Origin of the sequence: Faecalicatena contorta (genome assembly GCF_003149105.1) — a bacterium.
Lineage (GTDB): Bacteria > Bacillota > Clostridia > Lachnospirales > Lachnospiraceae > Muricomes > Muricomes contortus_C.
In genome coordinates, this window is sequence record NZ_QGDS01000002.1 from 490,095 (window position 1) to 514,083 (window position 23,989).

Here is a 23,989-nt window from a genome sequence, read left to right on the forward strand (position 1 = left end):
AATGGTTGGACTAGGAGGAAGAGGATGGAGAAAAGGCCAAAAAATGAGCGAGGAAGTGAGATTAAAGCAGTCTGGATTTTAAAGGCGCTTTTATGTGCTTATGTGGTAACTGGTATTTTGTTGCTTTTGCTGACACTGTTGCTTTATAAATTAAATCTGGATGAAGGCAAAGTAACAGCAGGCATTACTGCAATTTATGTAGTGTCTACTTTCGTGGGCGGTTTTATTGCAGGGAAGCTTTTGAAAGTCCGGAAGTTTGTATGGGGGCTGACCATCGGGATTCTGTATTTTGCTCTTTTAATGCTGATTTCCCTGGGAGTTTACCGTGCTGTACAAGGGAGCGGAGCAAGCGTGCTGACTACCTTTTTACTATGCGCAGGGGGCGGTATGCTGGGAGGTATGGTGTCCTGATATTACTGTAAAAAGTACTTTAAAAAGAAGAAACGGTGTGCTATAATATTTTGAGGTTAATAAGTACAAATCGTAGGAGGAGAAGGTATGAAACACATTAAAACACTGAATACACAGACATTGAATCATACAGTAAAAAAGGGCGGCTGCGGAGAATGCCAGACATCCTGCCAGTCAGCATGCAAGACATCCTGTACCGTTGGAAATCAGACATGCGAGCACAAGAAATAAGTTACATACAATAAGAGCCGGGTCAATAGCGGCTCTGCAGGCAGCGGTTTCGGCCGCTGCCTTATATTCGTTGCCGGGAAGATATTTGGGCAGTGTTGGAATTTAAGATGAAAGAGGGGTATCTGTTGTGATACATCAGTACCAGAATAATGGATATAACATTGTCCTTGACGTGAACAGCGGGGCGGTTCATGTTGTGGACAAGATAGCATATGACGTGATTGGTTCCTTAGAGGTTATGAATTCTTTTCATACCCCGGAGACTCTGGGAAAGGAGAGGACTTACAAGTATCTCCTGGAGCAATTTGGAGGAACCTGCAGCGAGGAAGAATTAAAGGAAGTTTTAGAGGCAGTTATTGAATTAACAGAAGCAGGACAGCTTTTTACAAAAGATACCTATGAAGATTATATTGGAGAGGTAAAGCAGAGAAAGACTGTGGTAAAGGCACTGTGCCTTCACGTTGCCCATGACTGTAATCTGGCCTGCAGATATTGTTTTGCGGAAGAAGGGGAATACCATGGAAGGCGTGCCCTGATGTCCTATGAAGTAGGAAAAAAGGCACTGGATTTTCTGATTGCCAATTCAGGGAGCAGGAGAAATCTGGAGGTGGATTTTTTCGGCGGAGAGCCGCTGATGAACTGGCAGGTGGTCAAAGACCTGGTGGCATATGGAAGAGAGCAGGAACAGAAATACGATAAGCATTTTCGTTTTACGCTGACTACAAATGGAGTTCTTCTAAATGATGAGGTCCAGGAATTTGTAAACCGTGAGATGGACAACGTTGTTTTGAGTCTGGACGGCAGGCCGGAAGTAAACGATAAGATGCGCCCATTCAGAAATGGAAGGGGCAGTTATGATTTGATTGTGCCTAAGTTTTGCAAACTGGCAGACAGCAGAAATCAGGACCGGTATTACATCCGCGGAACTTTTACCAGGGAGAACCTGGATTTTTCAAAGGATGTGATGCATTTTGCAGAACTGGGATTTAAACAGGTTTCGGTTGAGCCTGTGGTTGGGGAGGATACAGACCCATACGCAATCAGAGAGAGTGACCTGCCTCAGATTTTCAGGGAATATGACATTCTTGCAAAGACTATGGTAGAAAGGGAGCGCAGCGGCAAAGGATTTACGTTCTTTCATTTTATGCTGGATCTGGAAGGCGGACCATGTGTGGCTAAGAGGCTGTCCGGCTGTGGTTCAGGAACGGAATATCTGGCTGTTACCCCGTGGGGGGATTTATATCCGTGTCACCAGTTTGTAGGAAATGAAGAATTTCTGATGGGAAATGTGGATGAAGGAATTGTAAAACCGGAGATTGCAGACGAATTCAGAGGCTGCAGTGTGTATTCTAAAGAGAAGTGCCGGGATTGCTTCGCAAGATTTTATTGCAGTGGAGGCTGTATGGCAAACTCTCATAAATTTCATAATACCATCCACGATACTTATGATGTGAGCTGTGAGATGGAACGCAAACGTGTGGAATGTGCAATCATGATAAAGGCAGCTCTGGCGGATGAAGAAGGGAAATAAAGGTCATGAAGAAGAGTGGAGGCATAATCAGCCTGATTGTGATCACTATCCTGATAGCTCTTCTGGGATTTGCAGCAGCAGCTGGATTTGGAAAATCAGATTTAGGCGCAGTAAAAAACATGAATCTTGGTTTGGATTTGAAGGGCGGCGTCAGCATTACATATCAGGTAAAGGGAGAGAAATTATCCCGGGAAGATATGAAAGATACAATCGTCAGACTGCAAAGGCGTGCAAGGGAATATAATGCAGAAGCGTCTGTCTATCAGGATGGTAATAACAGAATCTGTATTGAAATTCCTGGCATAGAGGATGCCGGTGAAGCTGCGGCGAAAGTGATACAGCCGGGTGCTCTGTATTTTATACGGGAAAAGGACAGTGAGGGCAGGGAGAACTACAGTCTGAATGCTTCTGAAAAATATGAGCTTAACAAAACTGTGAAGGAATTACAGGAAGATGGCTCTATTTTCCTGACTGCCGGTCAGATTGCAGATGCCCAGGCGATTGCAATAGAGCTGGATTCTGGCGATGTTAATAACACTGTACGGCTTTTCTTTACTGAAGAAGGTGCAGAAACGCTCAGACAGGTTACGAAGGCGGCATATGAAGCTAAGGAAACAGTTGCCATTTATTATGACGGTGAATTAATCAGCGTGCCAAGTGTAAATGCTGAGGTTAAGAGGGGCGAAGCTCAAATTGCCGGAAATCTTACCTGGAAACAGACCGAAGAGCTGGCAGCCTCTATCCGGGGCAGCATTTCGGGTTTGGAGCTGGAGGAACTGAGTTTTCACTCCTTTGGAAGGCAAATTGGTGAGGATGCCATAAGTATGGGCCTGAAAGCAGGTGCTGCCGGACTGGCAATCGTTATCTTATTTATGTGCTTAGTATTCCGTCTGCAGGGGCTGGCGTCTGGCATTTCAATTTTAGCCTACACAGGACTGACATTTATCCTTATTAATACTTTCGGCGTTGTATTGACACTTCCTGGGATTGCAGGCATCATTCTGGGCATGGGTATGTCGGCAGATGCAAATGTGATGGTTTTTGCCGGAATAAAACAGGAACGGGCAGAAGGAAAGCCTATAATAGAAGCTCTAAGCAGCGGTTTCCAAAGAGCAAGGCCTGCGCTTTTAGATAGGAATATTGTAATATTTATTGCTGCGGCAGTTCTATGGTTAAAAGGCGGTGATACTGTAAAGGCATTTGCCCAAGTCCTGGTTATCAGTATTATAATTTCTCTATTTACAACATTGGTAATCACACGCCGGGTGGTATATGCGCTCTACGTAATTGGTTTTCAAGATAAGAAATTCTATGGGCGGATAAAGGTGCAGCGTAAATCATTTAATTTCCTTGGAAAGAAGAGAGTGCTTTTTGGTATTCCTATTACACTGGCTCTAATCGGCTTTGTAATTATGGGGATAAATGGAAGCCATGGAGCGGATGCCTTAAATTACGGTGTTGAATTCAGAGGGGGAACCTGCACGGCTGTAACCTTTGATAAGAATTATAGCTTTGAGGAAATTGGCAAGAATATTGTGCCTCTGATAGAAAATATAACCGGAGACAACAATGTGCATGTGCAAAAGACAGAGGACACAAAGCGGGTTGTTTTCCGGACAAAGCTGTTGACCCTGGATGAACGAAAAGCGTTTAATAAAGCGATGGCTGATAATTTTCAAGTGAAGGAAGATCAGATAACATCAGAAAATATCAGCCCGGTAACAAGTTCAGAAATAAGGCATAATGTGGTAATTACAGTTCTCATCTTTACGGCATGTATGCTTCTGTATGTCTGGTTCAGGCTTAGGGATATCCGATTTGTAATCTGTACGGGCCTGACATTACTGCATAATATTCTGTTGGTGCTGGCATTTTGTGCCGTTTCCCGTATATCAGCGGACAGCATGTTCATTGCATGTATGCTGATAATTGCAGGCTGCTCAATCAATGCGGCAATCATCATCTTTGAGCGGATTCGTGAAGAAATGAAGGCAAGGAGAGAAGGAGAAAAATTTCTTGTGTTGGTAAACCGATGCATTGCCGGAACAGTGGGGCGTAATTTCTACACATCCATTGTAATACTCATTACAATGGCGGCCTTGTATATACTGGGCGCCGATTCTATGAAAGCAATTTCGCTGCTTTTGATGGTGGGAGTTATTTGTGTGATTTACTCCTCTATGTGTATTACAGCACCCTTATGGTATGAGAGCAGAGTGAAGCGGGACATTGTGAAGAAACGAGAAGAAACGTAGGACTATAACAGTTTTCCCATAGGAAAGAAGAGGACAAATTGACGGATAGTGCTGACATTTGTGAGAATGCCTGAGGGGTTCTCATTGCCGGGTCAGCTTTTGCACAGGTGCTGAAACTTGTACAATGTCCGCAGTTTGTCCTCTTTCTCAAACCTGCAGGCTGCCGGTCTTTAGGTTTGTAAGAAATATGGATATATTCACAAGGAGGATAAGAAGTGGAAAAGTGGTTTGTAGCAATGAAGAAGGCTGATTTCGACCAGATCGCCCGGAAGTACCATATCTCTCCGATTCTTGCAAGACTGATACGGAACCGGGATATGACCGGAGATGAGGAGATTGATCTTTATCTAAATGGCACAATTGCTGATTTGCATGACGGAATGTTAATGAAAGACATGGATAAGGCCGTGGAGATTCTTTCTGAGAAGATTCATGAAGGAAAGGCCATCCGGGTGATTGGGGATTATGATATTGATGGGGTAAATGCCACCTATGTACTGCAGGAAGGAATTTCAAAGCTGGGCGGGGATGTAGATACGGATATTCCCGACCGGATGAAAGACGGGTACGGGCTGAACAGGATTTTGATTGACCGGGCGCTGGAGGATGGTGTTGATACGATTATCACTTGTGATAATGGGATTGCCGCTGCAGAGGAGATTGAATATGGCAGGCAGCAGGGGCTTACGATTATTGTAACGGACCATCATGAAGTTCCATACATAGAGGCTGACGGAGTGAAGGAATATATTATGCCCCGGGCAGATGCGGTAGTGGATCCTCACAGACCGGACTGCGAATATCCCTTTAAAGGGCTGTGCGGAGCAGCGGTTTCCTATAAACTGGTAGAGGCGCTGTACGAAGTGATGCAGAGGGATATAGATGATATTGACTATCTGATGGAAAATGTAGCCATAGCTACGGTAGGGGATGTGATGGACCTGACCGGAGAAAACCGGATTTTTGTAAAGCAGGGACTGGAGATGCTCAAACGTACCCAAAATCAGGGGTTGAAAGCTTTGATGGAATGTACGAAAGTTCCGTCAGAAAGATTGTCTGCTTATCATATTGGGTTTGTACTGGGTCCCTGTATCAATGCCAGCGGGCGCCTGGATACGGCGAAACGGGCACTGGAGCTTTTGAAGGCTTCAAGCCGCAGAGATGCGGTGATGCTGGCCGAGGATTTGAAGGCGCTGAATGACAGCCGGAAAGAAATGACAGAAAAAGGGGTAGAACAGGCAGTGAGGCAGATTGAGGAGACTTCCTTAAAAGAGGATAAAGTTCTGGTAATTTATCTTCCTGACTGTCATGAAAGTATAGCCGGGATTATTGCGGGAAGAATTAAAGAGAAGTATTACCGTCCTGCCTTTGTGCTCACCCAGGGGGCGGAGGGGGTAAAAGGCTCGGGCCGCTCCATCCCCGCTTACAATATGTTTGAAGAAATGTGCAGGTGCCGGGCTTTGTTTACCAAATTCGGCGGGCACAAGCTTGCGGCAGGACTTTCTCTGGAAGAGGATAATGTGGACAGGTTCAGGGAGACTATAAATAAGTTTGCAGAGCTATCCGATGAGGACCTTCTTCCAAAGGTATCCATAGATATGCAGCTTCCTCTATCCTATGTAACAGAGCCTCTTGTAGAAGAACTGGAGCTTTTAGAACCCTTTGGGAAGGGAAACACAAAACCATTGTTTGCGGAAAAGGATTTGAAGGTTCTTAATCCCAGAATCATAGGTAAGAATCAGAATGTCTTGAAATTTCAGGTGCAGGATATGAATGGAAATCAAATGGAGGCGGTCTACTTTGGGGATGTAAATGCATGCCTGGAATATATAAAACAAAAGCCAAAGCTCTCATTTACATTCTATCCGTCCATAAATGAATATATGGGAGTCAGAACGCTCCAGATTACAGTAGTTAACTATCAATAAGTTGTTACAGTTCAGCCATAAGCTCGGTTACGCTTCGCTGCATCTCGCTTTGGCAGAGGACATTTGCATGGCTGAACTGTAACAACAAGTACACGATTTGTGGTAAAAATAGTTTTAAAATTATAAAAATAATGTTATACTTAAACCTGTGAAAGTTACGATAGAAGAAAGGGGGAATTGATATGGCAGGCACTCCGGAATATGAATTACTTAATAAAAACTTGGAAATTGTAGATGGACATGCGGTGAAAGCGCCAGAAGATTATCAAGACCCTGAACAGTTATATCAGTCTTTGATAGCCCGAATTAAAAAGTATCATCCGTCCGCGGATACGACTATGATAGAGAAAGCATATTTTATAGGGAAGAATGCACATAAGGACCAGGCACGCAAATCAGGGGAACCTTATATTATTCATCCTCTGTGGGTGGGGATTATCCTGGCGGATCTGGAGATGGATAAGGAGACGATTGTAGCGGGAATGCTCCACGATGCAGTGGAGGATACCGATATGACACTGGAGGAAGTGACCCGGGAATTTAGTGCGGAGGTTGCGCTTCTGGTGGACGGTGTCACTAAACTGGGACAGTTGTCTTATTCTCAGGATAAATTGGAAGTGCAGGCAGAGAATCTAAGGAAGATGTTTTTGGCGATGGCAAAGGATATCCGTGTCATCATCATCAAACTGGCAGACCGTCTGCACAATATGAGAACGCTGGAGTTTATGACTCCTGCAAAGCAAAAGGAAAAAGCCAGGGAAACCATGGATATTTATGCTCCTATTGCGCACCGGCTTGGTATTTCTAAGATTAAGACAGAGCTGGACGACTTATCTCTGAAATATTACCAGCCCGAGGTTTATAATAATCTTGTAAGAGATTTAAATGAGCGCAAGACAGAACGGGAGGATTTTGTACAGCAGATTGTGGCGGAAGTTTCTGCCCATATGAAAAATTCCAGTATCGAGACTAAGGTCTACGGACGTGTGAAACACTTTTTTAGTATCTACAAAAAGATGGTTAACCAAAATAAGACGATTGACCAGGTTTATGATTTGTTTGCAGTGCGGATTATCGTAAGTTCTGTCAAAGACTGCTATGCGGCTCTTGGGGTGATTCATGAGATGTATACCCCTATACCCGGACGCTTTAAGGATTATATTGCTATGCCAAAGGCAAACATGTACCAGTCTCTCCACACAACATTGATGGGACCTTCCGGACAGCCTTTTGAGATACAGATTCGTACGGAAGAAATGCATAAGACCGCCGAGTACGGTATTGCTGCCCATTGGAAATATAAGGAGGGCGGTGCCGGCAAGAGCGTGGAGGCCCAGGAAGAAGAGAAGTTAAGCTGGCTGCGCCAGATTCTGGAGTGGCAGAGAGACATGTCTGATAACCGTGAATTTTTAAGCCTCCTAAAGGGTGACCTGGACTTGTTTGTGGAAGACGTGTATTGTTTCACGCCTGACGGAGATGTAAAAAATCTTCCCAATGGTTCCACACCTGTGGATTTTGCCTATATTATCCACAGTGCGGTAGGAAATAAAATGGTAGGTGCCAGAGTTAACGGAAGACTGGTAAATATAGACTATAAGATTCAAAATGGTGACAGGATTGAGATTCTAACTTCTCAGAACTCCAGGGGGCCAAGCCGGGACTGGCTGAATATTGTAAAGAGTACCCAGGCAAAAAACAAGATTAATCAATGGTTTAAGAGAGAATTTAAGGAAGATAACATCATTCGTGGAAAAGAGCTGATTGCCTCCTACTGTAAGGCAAAGGCCATCAATCTGCCGGATGTCATGAAACCTAAATATCAGCAGATCGTACAGCAGAAATATGGATTCCGCAATTGGGATGCAGTGCTTGCGGCGCTGGGACACGGTGGAGTGAAGGAAGGTCAGATCGTAAACCGGCTTGTGGAAGAATATGAAAAAGAACACAAGAAGGAAATCACCGATGAAACGATTCTGGAAAGAATATCTGAAGCCAATCACCAAAAGGTTCACATTGCGAAATCTAAAAGCGGAATTGTAGTGAAGGGCATTGATGATATTGCAGTGCGTTTCTCTAAATGCTGTAATCCGGTTCCGGGGGATGAGATTGTAGGATTTGTGACCCGGGGACGGGGAATGTCCATTCACAGAACTGACTGCGTCAACATACTGCACTTGTCAGGTCCGGAGAGGGAACGTCTCCTTGATGCAGAGTGGGAAGGGACAACAGCGGAAGAAAATGGAGGCCAGTACCTGGCAGAGCTGAAGGTGTTTGCTCATGACAAGCAGGGGCTTTTGCTGGAGCTTACCAGAGTATTTACAGAGTCTAAGATTGATGTGAAGTCTATGAATATACGGACAAGTAAAAAAGGAACCGCTACACTGGACCTGGGATTTATTGTGCATGGCAGGCAAGAGCTGAACAGAATTATTGAGAAGCTCCGCCAGGTAGAGGGTGTAATAGATATTGAGAGAACGGCAGGTTAGGAAGAGATGAAGATAGAAAGATTTGTAATCGGTATTATAAGCACAAACTGCTATCTTGTGCAAAATGAAGAGTCAAAAGAATGTTTCCTGGTAGATCCGGCAGCGTGTCCGGCAGAGCTGTCAGGGCATATCAAAACCAAAGGGCTGGAGTTAAAAGGAATCCTGCTGACACATGGGCATTTTGATCACATTATGGGAATTGGTGGGTTTTTAAAGGAGTTTCCTGTCCCTGTTTATGCCCATGAGGCGGAGAAGGAACTGCTGGAGGATGCTTCTTTGAATGCTTCATCCACTTATGGTCCGGGGTATACATTTTCTGATGCCATATATCTGAAAGATGGACAGAAACTGACGCTGGCAGGGATGGAGATTGGAGTGCTCCATACACCGGGACATACTGCCGGAGGATGCTGTTACTATATTCCGTCGGAAGGAGTTCTGTTCAGCGGGGACACATTGTTCCATGCTTCTATTGGCAGAACCGATTTTCCCACCGGGAGCAGCAGTCAGCTTATTCATTCCATTCAGGACAAATTACTATGCCTGCCTGGAGAAACAAAAGTTTATCCGGGGCATATGGATGAGACGTCAATTGCTTTTGAACAGACACACAATCCATTCTTTTAGGTGAAAGGCAGGCTCCGGGGTGAATGATGATAGATATTAGCAGTAAAGATACCTTCTATATGTATAATGCATATCATATTGCAAAAGCTTTTTTCCCGAACGGGGAAATCAGGCAGAAGGTGGATGAAGGGCAAGAACCTCTGATAAGACTGGAGTTGGAAGGAGGCTCTTGCTTTTCCATTCCGGCAGATAGCATATTACAATATCCGGACAAGCGGGAGGCAAAGCAGTATGTCACAAAGTTAATCTATGACTATCTAAGTGAAATGACTGGCACAAGCCTGTCCTGGGGAATGCTGACCGGGGTGCGTCCCACGAAGTTAATTATGCAAAAACTAGAAACAGGAGTGAGTGAAAAAGATATAGTAAAGTTTCTAAGGAGTGTTTATAGTGTTAGCTCTGAGAAGGCAGCGCTGGGATGTGAAATTGCCCGGCGGGAACAAGAACTGCTTCAAAAGCTGGATGCGGATCAGGGATACAGCCTGTATATTGGAATCCCTTTTTGTCCCAGTATCTGCTCCTACTGTTCCTTTGGTTCCTCCCCCCTGGATAAATGGCCTGGCGGGACAGAGTTATATCTGGATGCCCTTTGTAAAGAAATTACAGCTATAGGGCAGGCGGCCCGGGGAAGAAAATTAAATACCATCTATATAGGAGGCGGAACCCCTACTACACTCAGTGCGCAACAGCTGGAAAGACTTCTGAGACTTTTGGACTCTATCTTTTCCTACGCGGATTTAAAGGAGTTTACAGTAGAGGCAGGGAGGCCGGACAGTATTACAAGGGAAAAGCTGGAGGTTCTTGCGGGACATCCGGTAACAAGGATTTCTGTCAATCCCCAGACTATGCAGCAGAAAACATTGGATGCAGTGGGGCGCAGGCACCGGGTGGAAGATGTGAAGACAGTTTTTTATCTTGCCAGGGAGCTTGGATTTGACAATATTAATATGGATTTGATTGCAGGTCTGCCCGGTGAGGATGCAGAGGATATGCAGGATACACTGAGACAGATTGAGGAGCTGGGACCGGATAGCCTGACAGTTCATGTGCTTGCCATCAAGCGTGCTGCCAGGTATGGTCAGGAGGGCCGGAAGGTTGAACTGCATTCTGAAATTACACAAATGGTAGAGGATAGTGCCAAAGCTTCTAAAAAGATGGGACTTGAACCTTATTATTTATACCGGCAGAAAAATATGGCAGGAAATTTTGAAAATGTTGGCTATGCAAAGGTTGACAAAGCCGGAATATACAATATACTAATTATGGAAGAAAAACAGACAATTCTTGCAGCAGGTGCAGGTGCCTCCACCAAAATTGTCCTTCCTGAGAAAATCGGGTTAGAGAACGGCAGACAGAGCAATCTGGTAAGAATTGAGAATGTGAAGGACATTCGCTCATATATTGAGCGTATTGATGAAATGATAGAAAGAAAAGGAGAATGGTTATGGCGTTAAAGAAAAAACCGGTTACCGGAATGAAGGACATGATGCCCGGAGAGATGGAAATCAGGGATTATGTCATCAGTCTGATTAAAGACACCTATAAATCCTTTGGATTTTCATCCATAGAGACTCCCTGTGTTGAACACATAGAGAATTTGTGCAGCAAGCAGGGCGGAGAGAATGAGAAGCTGATTTTTAAAATTCTCAAGCGCGGAGAAAAGCTGAAAATTGACACCGCGCAGTCAGAAAGTGATTTGGTGGATGGAGGACTGCGCTATGATTTGACGGTACCCTTATCCAGGTATTATTCCAATAATGCCAATGATCTGCCGTCTCCTTTTAAAGCGCTCCAGATGGGAAACGTATGGCGTGCCGACAGACCCCAGAGAGGACGCTTCCGTCAGTTTATGCAGTGTGATATTGACATTTTAGGAGAGGCCGGAAACCTGGCGGAAATTGAACTTATACTTGCAACTTCCACATTGCTTGGAAAGCTTGATTTTCAGAACTTTACCATCCGTATCAATGACAGAAGAGTTTTAAAAGCAATGGCGGCATACAGTGGCTTCAAAGAAGAAGACTATGAAAATGTATTTATCATACTGGACAAGATGGACAAAATCGGCATGGATGGTGTGGCAGCGGAGTTAGGGGAATATGGCTATGAAAAAGAATCAGTGGAGAAATATCTCAGGTTATTCCAAGAGATTACGAATGATGTGGAAGGGATACGGTATTGTAAAGAGAAACTGGAAGGCTTTCTTGCGGATGACGCAGCGGCTTCACTCGAAATGATTGTTACCAGTGTAGAGAGTGCAAAAGAAGCAAAATTCAGCATCAGTTTCGACCCTACCCTGGTGCGTGGAATGTCCTATTACACCGGAACCATATTTGAGATTTCCATGGACGAATTCGGTGGCTCTGTAGGCGGCGGCGGACGCTATGATGAAATGATAGGCAAATTCACCGGGCAGAACACACCAGCAGTAGGCTTTTCCATTGGATTTGAGCGAATCGTTATGCTGTTGTTGGAAAGAGGCTATAAAGTGCCGGCCAGCAGAAATAAGAAAGTATTTCTGATTGAGAAGGACATGCCTCAGGAGGGAATGCTGAAAGTGCTGAATCTTGCCAAAGAAGAACGGGCGGCAGGAAAACAGGTTATGATAGCGAATATGAAAAAAAATAAGAAGTTCCAAAAAGAACAATTGGCGGCAGAAGGATATACAGATATTACAGAATGTTACCGGGACTCCGTAGAAGAACTATAAATGTGAAAAATGTGTGAACGGGGTCTGACCCTTTTGAATGGGGTCTGACCCTTTTGAAAAGAAAGAGGATGATGGACATGGCAGAGTCAATGAAGGGATTAAAAAGAACACACCGATGCGGTGAATTATCGGCCGCAAATATCGGTGAAACCGTAACTGTGATGGGATGGGTACAGAAGAACCGTAATAAGGGCGGAATCGTATTTGTGGATTTAAGAGACCGTTCTGGTATCCTGCAGATTGTATTTGAAGGGGAAGAAAAGGAAGCGCTGATTGAGAAAGCTGCAAAGCTGCGCAGTGAGTTTGTTGTTGCAATTGTGGGTAAAGTGGAAGCAAGAAGCGGTGCAGTAAATGAAAATCTGGCAACGGGTGCGATTGAAATCAGGGCAGAGGAACTCAGGGTTCTCTCAGAGTCTGAGACACCCCCTTTCCCAATAGAGGAAAACAGCAAGACGAAGGAGGAACTCCGTCTGAAATACCGTTATCTGGATTTGAGAAGGCCAGATTTACAGAGGAATCTGATGATGAGAAGCCAGGTTGCGACTCTGACCCGTCAATTTCTGTCTGATGAAGGATTTCTGGAAATAGAGACTCCGATTCTTGGGAAGAGTACACCGGAGGGCGCAAGGGATTATTTGGTTCCAAGCCGTATCCACCCAGGCAGTTTTTATGGCCTGCCTCAGTCTCCCCAGTTGTTTAAGCAGCTTTTGATGTGCTCCGGGTATGACCGTTATTTCCAGATTGCAAAATGTTTCCGTGATGAGGATCTGCGTGCGGACAGGCAGCCGGAGTTTACCCAGATTGATATAGAACTTTCTTTTGTAGATGTAGACGATGTTATTGATGTAAATGAAAGACTTCTTGCAAAGTTATTTAAAGAGGTTATGAATATAGAAGTAGCGCTCCCGATTCCAAGAATGACATGGCAGGAGGCGATGGACCGCTATGGCTCTGACAAGCCGGATACCCGTTTTGGAATGGAATTGGTTAATGTAACGGAAGCGGTAAAGGACTGTGAATTTGTGGTATTCAAAGGTGCTATAGAAAATGGCGGAACTGTCCGGGGAATTAATGCAAAGGGACAGGGAGCTATGCCACGTAAAAAGATCGATAAGCTGGTTGATTTTGCGAAGGACTTCGGTGCAAAAGGGCTTGCTTATGTTGCACTTCAGGAAGACGGCACTGTAAAATCCTCTTTTGCAAAGTTTATGACGGAAGAAGGAATGCAGAAGCTGATTCAGGCCATGGAAGGCGAGCCGGGTGATTTACTTCTGCTTGCGGCTGACAGGAATAAAGTAGTCTGGGATGTGTTGGGAAATCTCCGTCTGGAAATCGCAAGGCAGACAGAAATCCTGGATAAAGATGAATATAAGTTCCTCTGGGTAACAGAATTCCCGCTGCTTGAATGGAGCGAGGAGCAGAACCGCTTTACGGCTATGCATCATCCATTTACGATGCCTTTGGAGGAAGATTTACAGTATATAGATTCTGATCCGGGCAGAGTCCGTGCGAAAGCATATGATATTGTACTCAATGGAAATGAAATCGGCGGAGGAAGTGTCCGTATCTTCCAGAATGATATACAGGAAAAAATGTTTGAGGTCCTTGGTTTCACAAAAGAGCAGGCTCATGACCAGTTTGGCTTCCTCCTGGATGCCTTCAGATATGGAGTTCCGCCTCACGCTGGTCTGGCTTACGGCCTGGACCGCATGGTAATGCTGATGGCTCAGGAAGATAGCATTCGTGATGTTATGGCATTTCCGAAAATAAAAGATGCTTCCTGTCTGATGACAGAAGCGCCCAGTGCAGTAGATGATAAACAGCTTAAAGAATTGGGTTTGGAAAAATATACTGAAAACCAGGAAACAGGAAAATAATAACTAGATGGCTATAAGATAAAAGAAGATGCGGTATATTACGGTTTGTTAAAAAGCGTAATACACCGTATTTTTAAATTATTTGGGCAAAATATACAAAAAATCATTTTGAATTATGTATATATCATACAATAATCTCAAAAAATCAAAGCAACCCCAAAGAAATTCGTATGTACTTCATTAGAAAAAATACCTATACTGAGTCCATGTTAAATGAACAGTAACTTACAGAACAAATAATCAGATTCAGGAGGATGAAGTTATGAGAAGCAAGAAAGCAGCAAGATTAATGGCGTTAAGTCTGGCAGCAGTCATGGCAGCGGGAATGGTGACCGGGTGCAGAAGAGGTGGCGGCAGTACGGGTGACACAAAAGATAGTGGTGACAGTGCAAAGACAGAAAGCGTGATGATTGGTTCTGCGATCTACAAATTTGATGACACATTCATGACCGGTGTGCGTACAGCGATGACAGAGCAGGCGAAGGCAAAAGGTGCTGAGCTGGAACTGGTGGATTCCCAGAATAAACAGGCTACGCAGAACGAGCAGGTTGATACATTTATCACCAAAGGCGTAAATGCGCTGGCAATCAATGCGGTGGACCGTACAGCAGCAGCTCCAATCATTGAAAAAGCAAAGGCTGCTGAACTGCCGATTGTATTCCTGAACCGTGAGCCCGAGGAAAATGACATGCAGAGCTATGACAAAGTGTGGTATGTAGGTGCAAAAGCAGAGCAGTCAGGAACCCTTTCCGGTGAGATTATTGCAGACTTTTTTACAGAGCATCCGGAAGCAGATAAAAATGGGGATGGCGTCATCCAGTATATTATGATCCAGGGAGAACCGGGGCATCAGGATGCAACACTGCGTACGGAATATTCTGTGAAAGCACTGGAAGAGGCAGGCTTCAAGACGGAACAGCTGGCAGCAGATACAGCAATGTGGGATAAGGCAAAAGCGACAGACTTGATGAAGGCCTTCATCACAGGACAGGGGCTGGACAAAATAGAGGCAGTGCTTTGTAACAATGACGATATGGCTCTGGGCGCAATAGAAGCATTGAAAGCAGAAGGGTATAACAAAAATAAAGATGATCTTGCAAAATATATTCCTGTAGTGGGAGTTGATGCCACAGCGCCGGCTCTGGAAGCCATGAAAGATGGTTCCTTGCTGGGGACAGTCCTGAATGATGCAGAAAACCAGGGCAAGGCAACAATCAGTGTAGCTACAGCAGCAGTAGCCGGAAAAGAAATCAATGAAGAGAATGTTGGATATCCAATCACAGACGGCAAATACATCTGGATTGACTATGTGAAGGTAACAGACGAAAATTATCAGGATTATATGGAATAGGACACTGGAATGAAAAATAGGCCGGGGGATTTTACCTCCCGGCCATGAAGGAGGAATGAGGACATGGGCGAATATATACTGGAAATGAACCACATAACTAAGATTTTTCCAGGTGTAAAAGCACTTGATGATGTCAGCCTGAAAGTCCGGGCTGGTACTGTTCATGCTCTGATGGGAGAAAACGGGGCCGGAAAGTCCACTTTAATGAAGTGTCTGTTCGGTATCTATCATGAGGATGACGGGGAAATTATCCTGGATGGGAAACCGGAAAAGATCATGACATCAAAGCAGGCGCTTGATCTTGGTGTCTCTATGATTCATCAGGAGCTTCATCCAATCCGTTTTCGGCCGGTCATGGAAAATATATGGCTCGGCAGATTCCCAATGAAGGCAATAGCAGTTGATAAAAAGGAAATGATTAAAAAAACAAAAAAGTTGTTTCAGGAAGTAGATTTGGATATAGACCCGGAAGTGCTGGCGGGAGCCCTGTCTGCGTCGAATCTTCAGCTTGTGGAGATTGCAAAGGCAGTCAGCTATAATTCCAAGGTCATTATTATGGATGAGCCTACCTCATCTCTGACGGAGAATGAAACGCAGCATCTGTTTAAGATTATCCGGCAGCTGCAGGAAAAAGGATGCGCGATTATCTACATATCACATAAAATGGAAGAGATTCTGAAAATAGCTGATGAGGTCACGATTATGCGGGACGGACAATATGTCGGGACCTGGGACGCAAAGGATTTGACTACAGATTTGATTATCAGCAGGATGGTAGGAAGGGATATGACCAACCGTTTCCCTCCGAAAGCATATACCCCATCGGATGAGGCAGTGCTGAAAGTAGAAGAGCTTTCTTCTCCGCTGCCAAAATCTTTCCAGAATGTCAGCTTTGAATTAAAAAAAGGAGAAATCCTTGGAATAGGCGGACTGGTAGGGGCTCAGCGGACGGAGTTGGTGGAAGCCATCTTTGGGCTTCGTGAAATTATGGAAGGAACAATCTTCAAAGACGGAAAGACCTTTAAGATTAAATCTCCGAGAGATGCAATCCGGGAAAATATCGCACTCCTCACAGAAGAGCGCCGTGCTACCGGAATATTCGGAATCCTTTCAGTTCTCGACAACACAGTCATAGCGAGCCAGAAAAAGTATGCGTCTGCAGGAGTGCTGAATAACAGAAAGCGGATTGGCGCAGCAGAGAAATCAAATGCGGAGCTGAGGACAAAAACCCCGAATATGGATGAACTGATTGAAAATCTGTCAGGAGGGAACCAGCAGAAGGTACTTCTGGCAAGATGGCTTCTGACAGACCCGGATATCCTGATTCTGGATGAACCTACAAGGGGAATTGATGTCGGCGCCAAATATGAGATATATACAATCATGCATAAGCTGGTGCAGGCCGGAAAATCCATTATCATGATTTCTTCCGAGATGCCGGAGCTTCTGGGAATGTCGGATAGAATCATGGTAATGTGTGAGGGGCGTGTTACAGGATTTTTAAATGCCAAGGAAGCAGATTCTGTGCAGGTTATGAATTATGCTACCAAGTTTATGCAGTAGGAAATGAGAGGAAAGTGAGGTAATACATATGCAGAAAACAGGGAAAATAATTGCCCGAAAAAAATATAGCATGACTTTCGCAATAACCGGTGCTGCGGTATTTATTTTAGGATGGGTCCTGTTCTATTTTCTGGATCCGGCAGTCTTTTATGATTTAGGGCTATATGTGGCTCTGGTAGGGGCGGCATTTGGGCTGTATGGTCTCAGGCATCTTACGGCACGGCAGTACAAGGGGATTGATGTAGAAATTTCAGCATCTACAGCAAAGCGGTTCTTGACAAATAATGCGATTATGCTTGCATTGCTTGTCATGGTAATTGTAATTATGATTATGGAACCGCGTTTTATGAAACTTCAGGTAATGCTGGATATCCTGACTCAGTCTTCCACAAGGATGACTGTGGCTCTTGGAATTAGTTTTACGCTTCTGATTGCAGGTACTGACCTGTCAGCCGGACGTATGGTAGGTCTGGCGGCGGTTATTTCTACATCCATGCTGCAGACGGCGGATTATGCCAACAGGTTCTTCCCGGACCTTCCGCACATGGCAGTGATTATACCTATCATACTTTCTGTGCTTGCATGTGCTGTATTCGGTCTGCTTAACGGCTTTCTTGTGGCAAAGTATGAGATGCACCCATTTATTGCAACACTGGCTGTGCAGGTTATTGTATATGGTGTAAACTCCCTGTATTTTGACATGGAGCCAAACAAATCCCAGCCTATCGGCGGTGTACGTCCGGATTTTGTGGCACTGGGACAGAAAAAGATTCTGGTCATAGACGGAGTATTTCCAGGGATTTCCGTACTTGTCCCTATTGCAATCTTCTTTGTTATATTGATATGGTTTATTCTCAATAAAACAGTGTTTGGTAAAAATGTATATGCAATCGGCGGAAACAGGGAAGCGGCAGTCGTATCCGGCGTGAATGTATTCAAGACAATCATGGGAATCTTCATTCTCGCGTCCGTGCTTTACGGAATTGCAGGTGTGCTGGAAGCAGCAAGGACTGCAGGAGCAACGAACAACTATGGGAACGGCTATGAGCTGGATGCCATTGCTGCCTGCGTTGTGGGCGGCGTATCTCTAAACGGAGGTATTGGAAAAGTCAGCGGCATCGTCAGCGGTGTGCTTATCTTTACTGTCATTCAGTACGGCCTACAGTTCATAGCAGTCAGCCCGATGTGGCAGCAGGTAATTAAAGGTATCATCATTGCAGTGGCGGTTGCGATTGATTTGTCAAAGTACAGAAAAAAATAGAATTGTATATGGAGGGAAAGCACCGGAAATGCTATAATGGATTTATGTCTGTTATGGCATTTCCTACTTGTATTCTATTGGAAAAGCAGCATCTGAAATGGAGGTCCTTTATGGGGTATTATAAGATTTTGATAGCGGATGACGAGGCCGAGATTCGAGACGGAATGATACAAAAACTGGATTGGAATGTACTGGGGTTTGAGGTTGCGGCTTCCGCTGAGAATGGTGTGGAGGCCCTTGAACTTCTGGAGCAGGCTAAGCCGGATGTTATTATGACGGATATAAAGATGCCGTTTATGGATGGCCTTGAGTTTATAGAGAAGGCTGTAGAGATACTCCCTACAGTTAAAATCATTGTGTTTTCAGGATTTGATGATTTTGAATATGCACAGAAAGCAATCCGTCTGAATGTGGAGGAATATCTTCTGAAACCTATTTCATCAGCCCAGATGACAGAGTCTTTGATAAATTTAAAGAAAAAAATGGACAAGGAGCTGGAGGAACGCAGTGACATTGACAGGCTTAGGAAAAGTTATATAGAGAGTTATCCGGTTATGAGAGAGCAGCTGATTTCCGGCATATTGGAAAGGACCGTCCCGCAACAGCAGATTCTCCAGAAAGCCAGACAGTATCAGGTGGATTCAGGAAAGGGATACCGGGCAGTGGTGCTGGTGGCAGTAGACAGGGAGCCTATCGTTGAGGTGAAGGGGCAGACTTCTGCATTTGCAGGAAAGGAAGAGCTGATCCCACTTGCCATACGTCAGATTATGGAAGCGGTGCTGGGCAGGTTTCATAAAGCTGACTGCCTTCTTCACGGGGATTTTGTCATTGGGGTTGTACAGTTGAACTATGAAAGCCAGATTTCCATCCTAATCAATGAAGTGAATGAAATCTGCAGGGAAGGCAGGAAGGTCACGGGCATGGAAATAGCTGCCGGAATAGGCGGTATAGTGGAGAGCCTGGGGGAGATTAGCTATTCCTACAGAGAGGCTGGGAATGCAGTGGAATACAGCATGCTTAAAGGGCGTTCAGAAGGCGGACGGTGTGTATATATTAAGGATGTGGAGCCCGAGGACTTATCCGGAAGGCTGCAGTTTTCCGAGACGGAGGAGCGTGCCTTCCTCACAGCAATAAAAGCAGGGAATGTAGAAAAGATCCGGAAGCTGACCTCTGGTTTTTTCTCCAAACTGGAGCAGTCCAAACTTCCCTACCACCGTTATCAGGCACATATATTTGAATTGTTTACCCTGGCGATGAGGCTGTCAAATGCATATCAGCTGGATTTAAAAGGAGCATTTGGAGGAGAGGCGAATTATATTTCTACGCTGTTCGGGCTGCATTCACTTGGGCAGATTGAGGAGTGGTTCATGCGTGGTTTCCTGAAGCTGGGAGGGATGATTCAGAAAGAGCGGATGGACTCCGGCAAGTCATTGACATTTAGAGCAAAAGCATTTGTGGAGGAGCATTTCCCGGATGCTTCCCTGTCAGTTGAGCGGCTATGCGAGGAACTTCATGTAAGCCCTGCATACTTTTCAACTGTATTTAAGAAGGAAACGGGGAAAAGCTTTGTGTCTTATCTTACAGAGGTGCGCCTGAATGAAGCGGTCCGCCTGCTGGATACGACTTCGGACAAAACATATGTGATTGCGGCAAAGGCAGGGTATGCAGAACCGAATTATTTTAGTTATGTGTTCAAGAAAAAGTATGGAGTAGCTCCATCCAGGTACAGAAAGCAGCAGGAGAGATAAGAAATGAGACTGTGGGAAAAAGTAAAAAAATCATTGCGGCGCAGGAGCCTGCAGTTTACGCTGTCGCTTACATTTACAGCTGTCTCCGTAGCTGTCGTTATCGTGGTAGCGATGGGATATTCCAGACGCTTTGTAGATTCGGCTGAAAAGATGGCAATAAACAACAACAAGAATGTACTGAACCAAATGAACCAGAACCTGAACAACTATCTGCATAATATGATGAGTATTTCAAATACCATGTATTATAGTATCATCAAGAATACAGATATCGAAAAGGACGGCATCCAGAAGGTGGCAGACCAGATGAAGCTTTTATATGATGCAAATATCTCTTCGCTGGTCAGCATTGCGATTTTCAATGATGATGGAAAAATCATAGCAGCCCAGCCGCTGAGCAGGCTGAAGTTAAATGCAGAACCGTCCTCGGAAGAATGGTTTATCCGTGCAAATCAAAAGATTGAGAATCTGCATTTTTCAACGCCCCATGTGGAAAATCTGTTTGTAAATTCAGATAATATTTATCATTGGGTAGTCTCCTTAAGCCGCTCTGTAGAGATGACAAAGGACGGGACAATCATCCACGGAGTTGTGCTGGTAAATATGAATTTTACGGGCATAGAGCAGATATGTAAGAATGTGGATCTGGGGAAATCAGGCTATGTATATCTCGTGGATCAGAGCGGTGAGCTGATTTATCATCCAAACCAGCAGATGATATACGCAGGGGTAATCCGTGAAAACCATAAAAAGGCGTCATCTTATTCTGAGGGCAGCCATATAGAGGTATTTGAGGGGCAGGAGCGGCAGATTACAGTAAAAACAGTTGGATATACCGGATGGAAGCTGATCGGTGTGTCACCGACAGAGGATATTACTTCTGTCTATACGCAGAACAGCCAGTTTCTGTGGTTTGTTGCAATCTTCGCCATACTGACCTTGATTGCCGTGAATGCATTTGTGTCATCCAGAGTTGCCAATCCGATTAAACAGCTGGAACGCTCTGTCAGGGAACTGGAGCGTAATAACCTGTATGCCACGATTCCACAGAACGGGACCTATGAAATCCGGCATTTGGCTAAAACACTCCAGTCCATGGCTGATAACATGCGCGGGCTGATGGATGATATTGTAGTGGAGCAGGAGAGTAAAAGAAAGAGTGAGATGGATGCGCTGCAGTCACAGATAAATCCACATTTCCTGTATAATACACTGGATTCGATTGTGTGGATGATTGAGAATGAGCGTTATGACGGCGCAATTACGATGGTCACAGCTCTGGCCAGGCTGTTTCGCATTAGCTTAAGTAAAGGGAAGAACATCATCACGGTTGAGCAGGAGCTGCAGCATGTAGAGAATTATCTGATCATCCAGAAGGTAAGGTATAAGAACAAGTTTGTTTATGAAATCGAAGCGGAAGATGGTGTGCTGCAATGTGCAGTGATTAAGCTGAGCATCCAGCCTCTGGTGGAGAATTCCATCTATCATGGTCTTGAGTTTATGGATGGGGATGGAGAAATCAATATCCGTGCATATCAAAGGCAGGACAGCCTGATTATCGAAGTTGAAGATAATGGTCCTGGAATGACAGAAGAACAGGTAGAGGTACTAGTAAGTGGAGCTGGACAGAAGAACCGCAAACGGGGTTCTGGTATTGGCTTTCATAATGTGGAGGAACGGATTCAGCTCTGCTTTGGGGATGAATACGGATTGGAGGTAGAAAGCGAGCCGGATGAGGGTACTGTTGTGCGTGCACGCCTGCCTCTCATATCAGTGGAAGAGGCAGAAAAAAGAGGGGAGGGCAGACTGTGACACTGAAAAAAAAGATTATAATCCTGGTATTGAGCGCATGCGGGGTAGCAGGAATCGTGATTTTCAGCACAAATCCCCAGCAAATAAAGGGAGAGGAAGTGTATCAGATATCCTATATCCATCGCGGCGAGATACCGGAAGAGTCACAACAGGTAATCTTACAGGGGATGGAGCAGGCATCCAATGCATTTAATGTAGAGCTTACGGCAGTCAATTCTGGGAATCGGGCTGATGCCAATGGGCAGAAGGCGCTGTTGGAAAAAGAAGTGGAGAATGGGGCAGATGCGATTCTTATAGAGGGTATAGACGACGATGGGGTCAGGGCTGAGCTGGAAAAGATTAATGCAGTGATACCGGTTGTTGAGGTGAAATCCCGTACCGGGGACGGGAAAGATAATAAGATAATCCAGATCCATGCAGATGACTATGTAATCGGGCAGGAATTAGGAAAATCGATTTTGAAACGGCTGGGGCCTGAAGAGGGCGTGATTCTGGTAAAGAGCGGGACAGAGTATTCAGATGTGGCAGAGCGGTATCTGGGAGTGAAGGAGATTATGGATGTTTCAGCGGTTCCGGTTGAGGAGGTTGATGCAGGTACTGATGAGGTGTCACGTGCATTAATGTTTACGAACCTAATGGCAAACCAGAGCACACGTCATATTGTTGCTTTCAGCAGCCCGGAGCTGGAAGCCCTGGGAAAAGCCAAGCAGGAAAATCCCGATTTTAAGGATATTTCTATCTATGGAACCGGAAATACGAATCAGATCATCAACTATCTGGAAAGCGGCACTATCCAAGTGATTGGTGTATCGAATGAGTACAGCATTGGGTATTTAAGTGTCAGAAATGCAGTCATGAAACTGAACGAAGAAGAAATAGAGAAGAATCAGATCAAATATTCCATCATTGACGCCAGCCAAATATACAAGAAAGAAAATCAGCGTCTTCTATTTCCATTTGTACAGTAGCCGGTTCTGGATGGTAATGATTGAGAACGGTACGGGTTTCTATATAAGTTTTGGAGGGCAGGATAGGGGAATGAGCATGAAGCAGGCATTGAAAATATTATGGAAAAGGACAGGGATAATAATTCTAATTATAGGGATTATGTTATGTTCGGGATGCGCCGGCAAGAATATGCCTGAACAGGAAAATAGTCCGATTAAAATAGGAGTTGCTATCTACAGGGGGGATGATGCGTTTATATCTTCTCTGAGCGGCCATCTGACAAGTGAAGCGAAAGCTCTTGAGGTGAAGTTGGGGCGCAAGGTAATCGTAAACCTTGCAGATGCCAAGAATAATCAGGGAAGCCAAAATGACCAGGTAGATAACTTTATTAATAAGGGATATGATATTATCTGCGTAAATATGGTTGACAGGACAGCAGCGGCAGTGATTGCAGATAAAACAAAGGAAGCCGGTATTCCGATTATATTTTTTAACAGGGAACCGGTGGAAGAGGACATGCAGATCTGGAATAAAGAATATTATGTCGGTACAGATGCAGAAGAAGCAGGAATTCTGCAAGGGGAGCTTCTTGTCAGCGCCTATGAAAGAAATCCCCAGAGCATAGATAAGAATAGGGATGGAAAGCTTCAGTATGTGATGCTGGAAGGCGAACAGGTGCATCAGGATGCATTGATACGCACAGAGTTTTCAGTGAAGTCGGTCCTTCAGGCGGGAATTGAGATGGATAAGCTAGGGAGTGAGATGTGTAACTGGATGCGTTCGCCATCCTATGAAGCAATGCTGAAATGGCTGGAAGAGTATGGTGATGCAATTGAAGTAGTGGTGGCCAACAATGACGAAATGGCTCTTGGGGCAGTGCAGGCCCTGCGTGAAAAGAATATGTTAAAAAACGGTCCGATTGTTCTGGGTATTGACGGAACGAAAGACTGTTTGGAGTCAATATCTAAAGGGGAGATATACGGTACCGTAAAAAATGATGCAAAAAGACAGGCAGAGGTGATATTAACCATCGGAGGTGCCTGTATCGAAGGGAAAAATCCTTCGGATATGGTTCCGGAACTGGAAGGACATTATGTGCGGGTTCCACATTATAAAGTGACGTTGGTAAATGCGAATGTAGTTCTGAAGCAGGAATAATACTGGGTGACTGTCAAATAAAAGAAGATGCGGCGTATTATGGCTTGTAAAAAGCGTAATACACCGCATTTTTAAATTGTTTTGTAACCCGT

17 protein-coding genes are annotated in these 23,989 nt (G+C 44.7%); all 17 read left to right on the forward strand.

Annotation, left to right across the window (positions count from 1 at the left end):
* Positions 1-24 precede the first annotated feature (24 nt).
* Positions 25-411, forward strand: coding sequence for a TIGR04086 family membrane protein (locus A8805_RS05600; RefSeq protein ID WP_109709206.1), 387 nt, complete (start codon positions 25-27; stop codon positions 409-411).
* Between the two features lie 87 nt (positions 412-498).
* Positions 499-642, forward strand: a complete 144-nt coding sequence (scfA, locus tag A8805_RS05605; RefSeq protein WP_059070209.1) for a six-cysteine ranthipeptide SCIFF — start codon at positions 499-501, stop codon at positions 640-642.
* Between the two features lie 127 nt (positions 643-769).
* Positions 770-2,173, forward strand: a complete 1,404-nt coding sequence (gene scfB / locus A8805_RS05610; RefSeq protein ID WP_109709207.1) for a thioether cross-link-forming SCIFF peptide maturase — start codon at positions 770-772, stop codon at positions 2,171-2,173.
* A 5-nt stretch (positions 2,174-2,178) separates the two neighbouring features.
* A complete protein-coding gene (gene secD / locus A8805_RS05615; RefSeq protein WP_109709208.1) occupies positions 2,179-4,428 on the forward strand; it encodes a protein translocase subunit SecD in 2,250 nt (749 codons plus the stop codon).
* A 215-nt stretch (positions 4,429-4,643) separates the two neighbouring features.
* Positions 4,644-6,356 (forward strand): single-stranded-DNA-specific exonuclease RecJ, encoded by a 1,713-nt coding sequence (recJ, locus tag A8805_RS05620; protein ID WP_109709209.1) that lies wholly within the window; start codon positions 4,644-4,646, stop codon positions 6,354-6,356.
* A 182-nt stretch (positions 6,357-6,538) separates the two neighbouring features.
* Positions 6,539-8,842 carry a RelA/SpoT family protein gene (locus tag A8805_RS05625; protein WP_109709210.1) on the forward strand — a complete coding sequence of 768 codons (2,304 nt, stop codon included), beginning with the start codon at positions 6,539-6,541 and terminating at the stop codon, positions 8,840-8,842.
* Between the two features lie 6 nt (positions 8,843-8,848).
* Complete coding sequence (locus A8805_RS05630; protein ID WP_109709211.1) at positions 8,849-9,469, forward strand: MBL fold metallo-hydrolase; 621 nt, start codon at positions 8,849-8,851, stop codon at positions 9,467-9,469.
* A 26-nt stretch (positions 9,470-9,495) separates the two neighbouring features.
* Complete coding sequence (hemZ, locus tag A8805_RS05635; RefSeq protein WP_181392747.1) at positions 9,496-10,923, forward strand: coproporphyrinogen dehydrogenase HemZ; 1,428 nt, start codon at positions 9,496-9,498, stop codon at positions 10,921-10,923.
* On the forward strand, positions 10,914-12,179 hold the full coding sequence (hisS, locus tag A8805_RS05640) for a histidine--tRNA ligase (RefSeq protein ID WP_109709213.1): 1,266 nt from the start codon (positions 10,914-10,916) through the stop codon (positions 12,177-12,179). The genes hemZ and hisS overlap by 10 nt, the downstream gene beginning before the upstream one ends.
* A gap of 77 nt (positions 12,180-12,256) precedes the next feature.
* Complete coding sequence (gene aspS / locus A8805_RS05645) at positions 12,257-14,056, forward strand: aspartate--tRNA ligase (protein ID WP_109709214.1); 1,800 nt, start codon at positions 12,257-12,259, stop codon at positions 14,054-14,056.
* Between the two features lie 262 nt (positions 14,057-14,318).
* Positions 14,319-15,407, forward strand: coding sequence for a galactose ABC transporter substrate-binding protein (locus A8805_RS05650; RefSeq protein WP_109709215.1), 1,089 nt, complete (start codon positions 14,319-14,321; stop codon positions 15,405-15,407).
* A gap of 63 nt (positions 15,408-15,470) precedes the next feature.
* Positions 15,471-16,970 carry a sugar ABC transporter ATP-binding protein gene (locus tag A8805_RS05655; RefSeq protein ID WP_109709216.1) on the forward strand — a complete coding sequence of 500 codons (1,500 nt, stop codon included), beginning with the start codon at positions 15,471-15,473 and terminating at the stop codon, positions 16,968-16,970.
* Positions 16,971-16,998: 28 nt separating this feature from the next.
* Entirely contained in the window at positions 16,999-18,231 is a 1,233-nt protein-coding gene (gene mglC, locus A8805_RS05660) for a galactose/methyl galactoside ABC transporter permease MglC (RefSeq protein ID WP_109709217.1), read from the forward strand.
* 110 nt (positions 18,232-18,341) lie between these two features.
* Positions 18,342-19,979: a response regulator gene (locus A8805_RS05665; protein WP_109709218.1), complete on the forward strand. Its 1,638-nt coding sequence runs from the start codon at positions 18,342-18,344 to the stop codon at positions 19,977-19,979.
* Positions 19,980-19,982: 3 nt separating this feature from the next.
* Entirely contained in the window at positions 19,983-21,791 is a 1,809-nt protein-coding gene (locus A8805_RS05670; RefSeq protein WP_109709219.1) for a sensor histidine kinase, read from the forward strand.
* On the forward strand, positions 21,788-22,759 hold the full coding sequence (locus A8805_RS05675) for a substrate-binding domain-containing protein (RefSeq protein WP_109709220.1): 972 nt from the start codon (positions 21,788-21,790) through the stop codon (positions 22,757-22,759). The genes A8805_RS05670 and A8805_RS05675 overlap by 4 nt, the downstream gene beginning before the upstream one ends.
* Before the next feature lie 70 nt (positions 22,760-22,829).
* Complete coding sequence (locus A8805_RS05680; protein WP_242992285.1) at positions 22,830-23,897, forward strand: galactose ABC transporter substrate-binding protein; 1,068 nt, start codon at positions 22,830-22,832, stop codon at positions 23,895-23,897.
* Positions 23,898-23,989 lie beyond the last annotated feature (92 nt).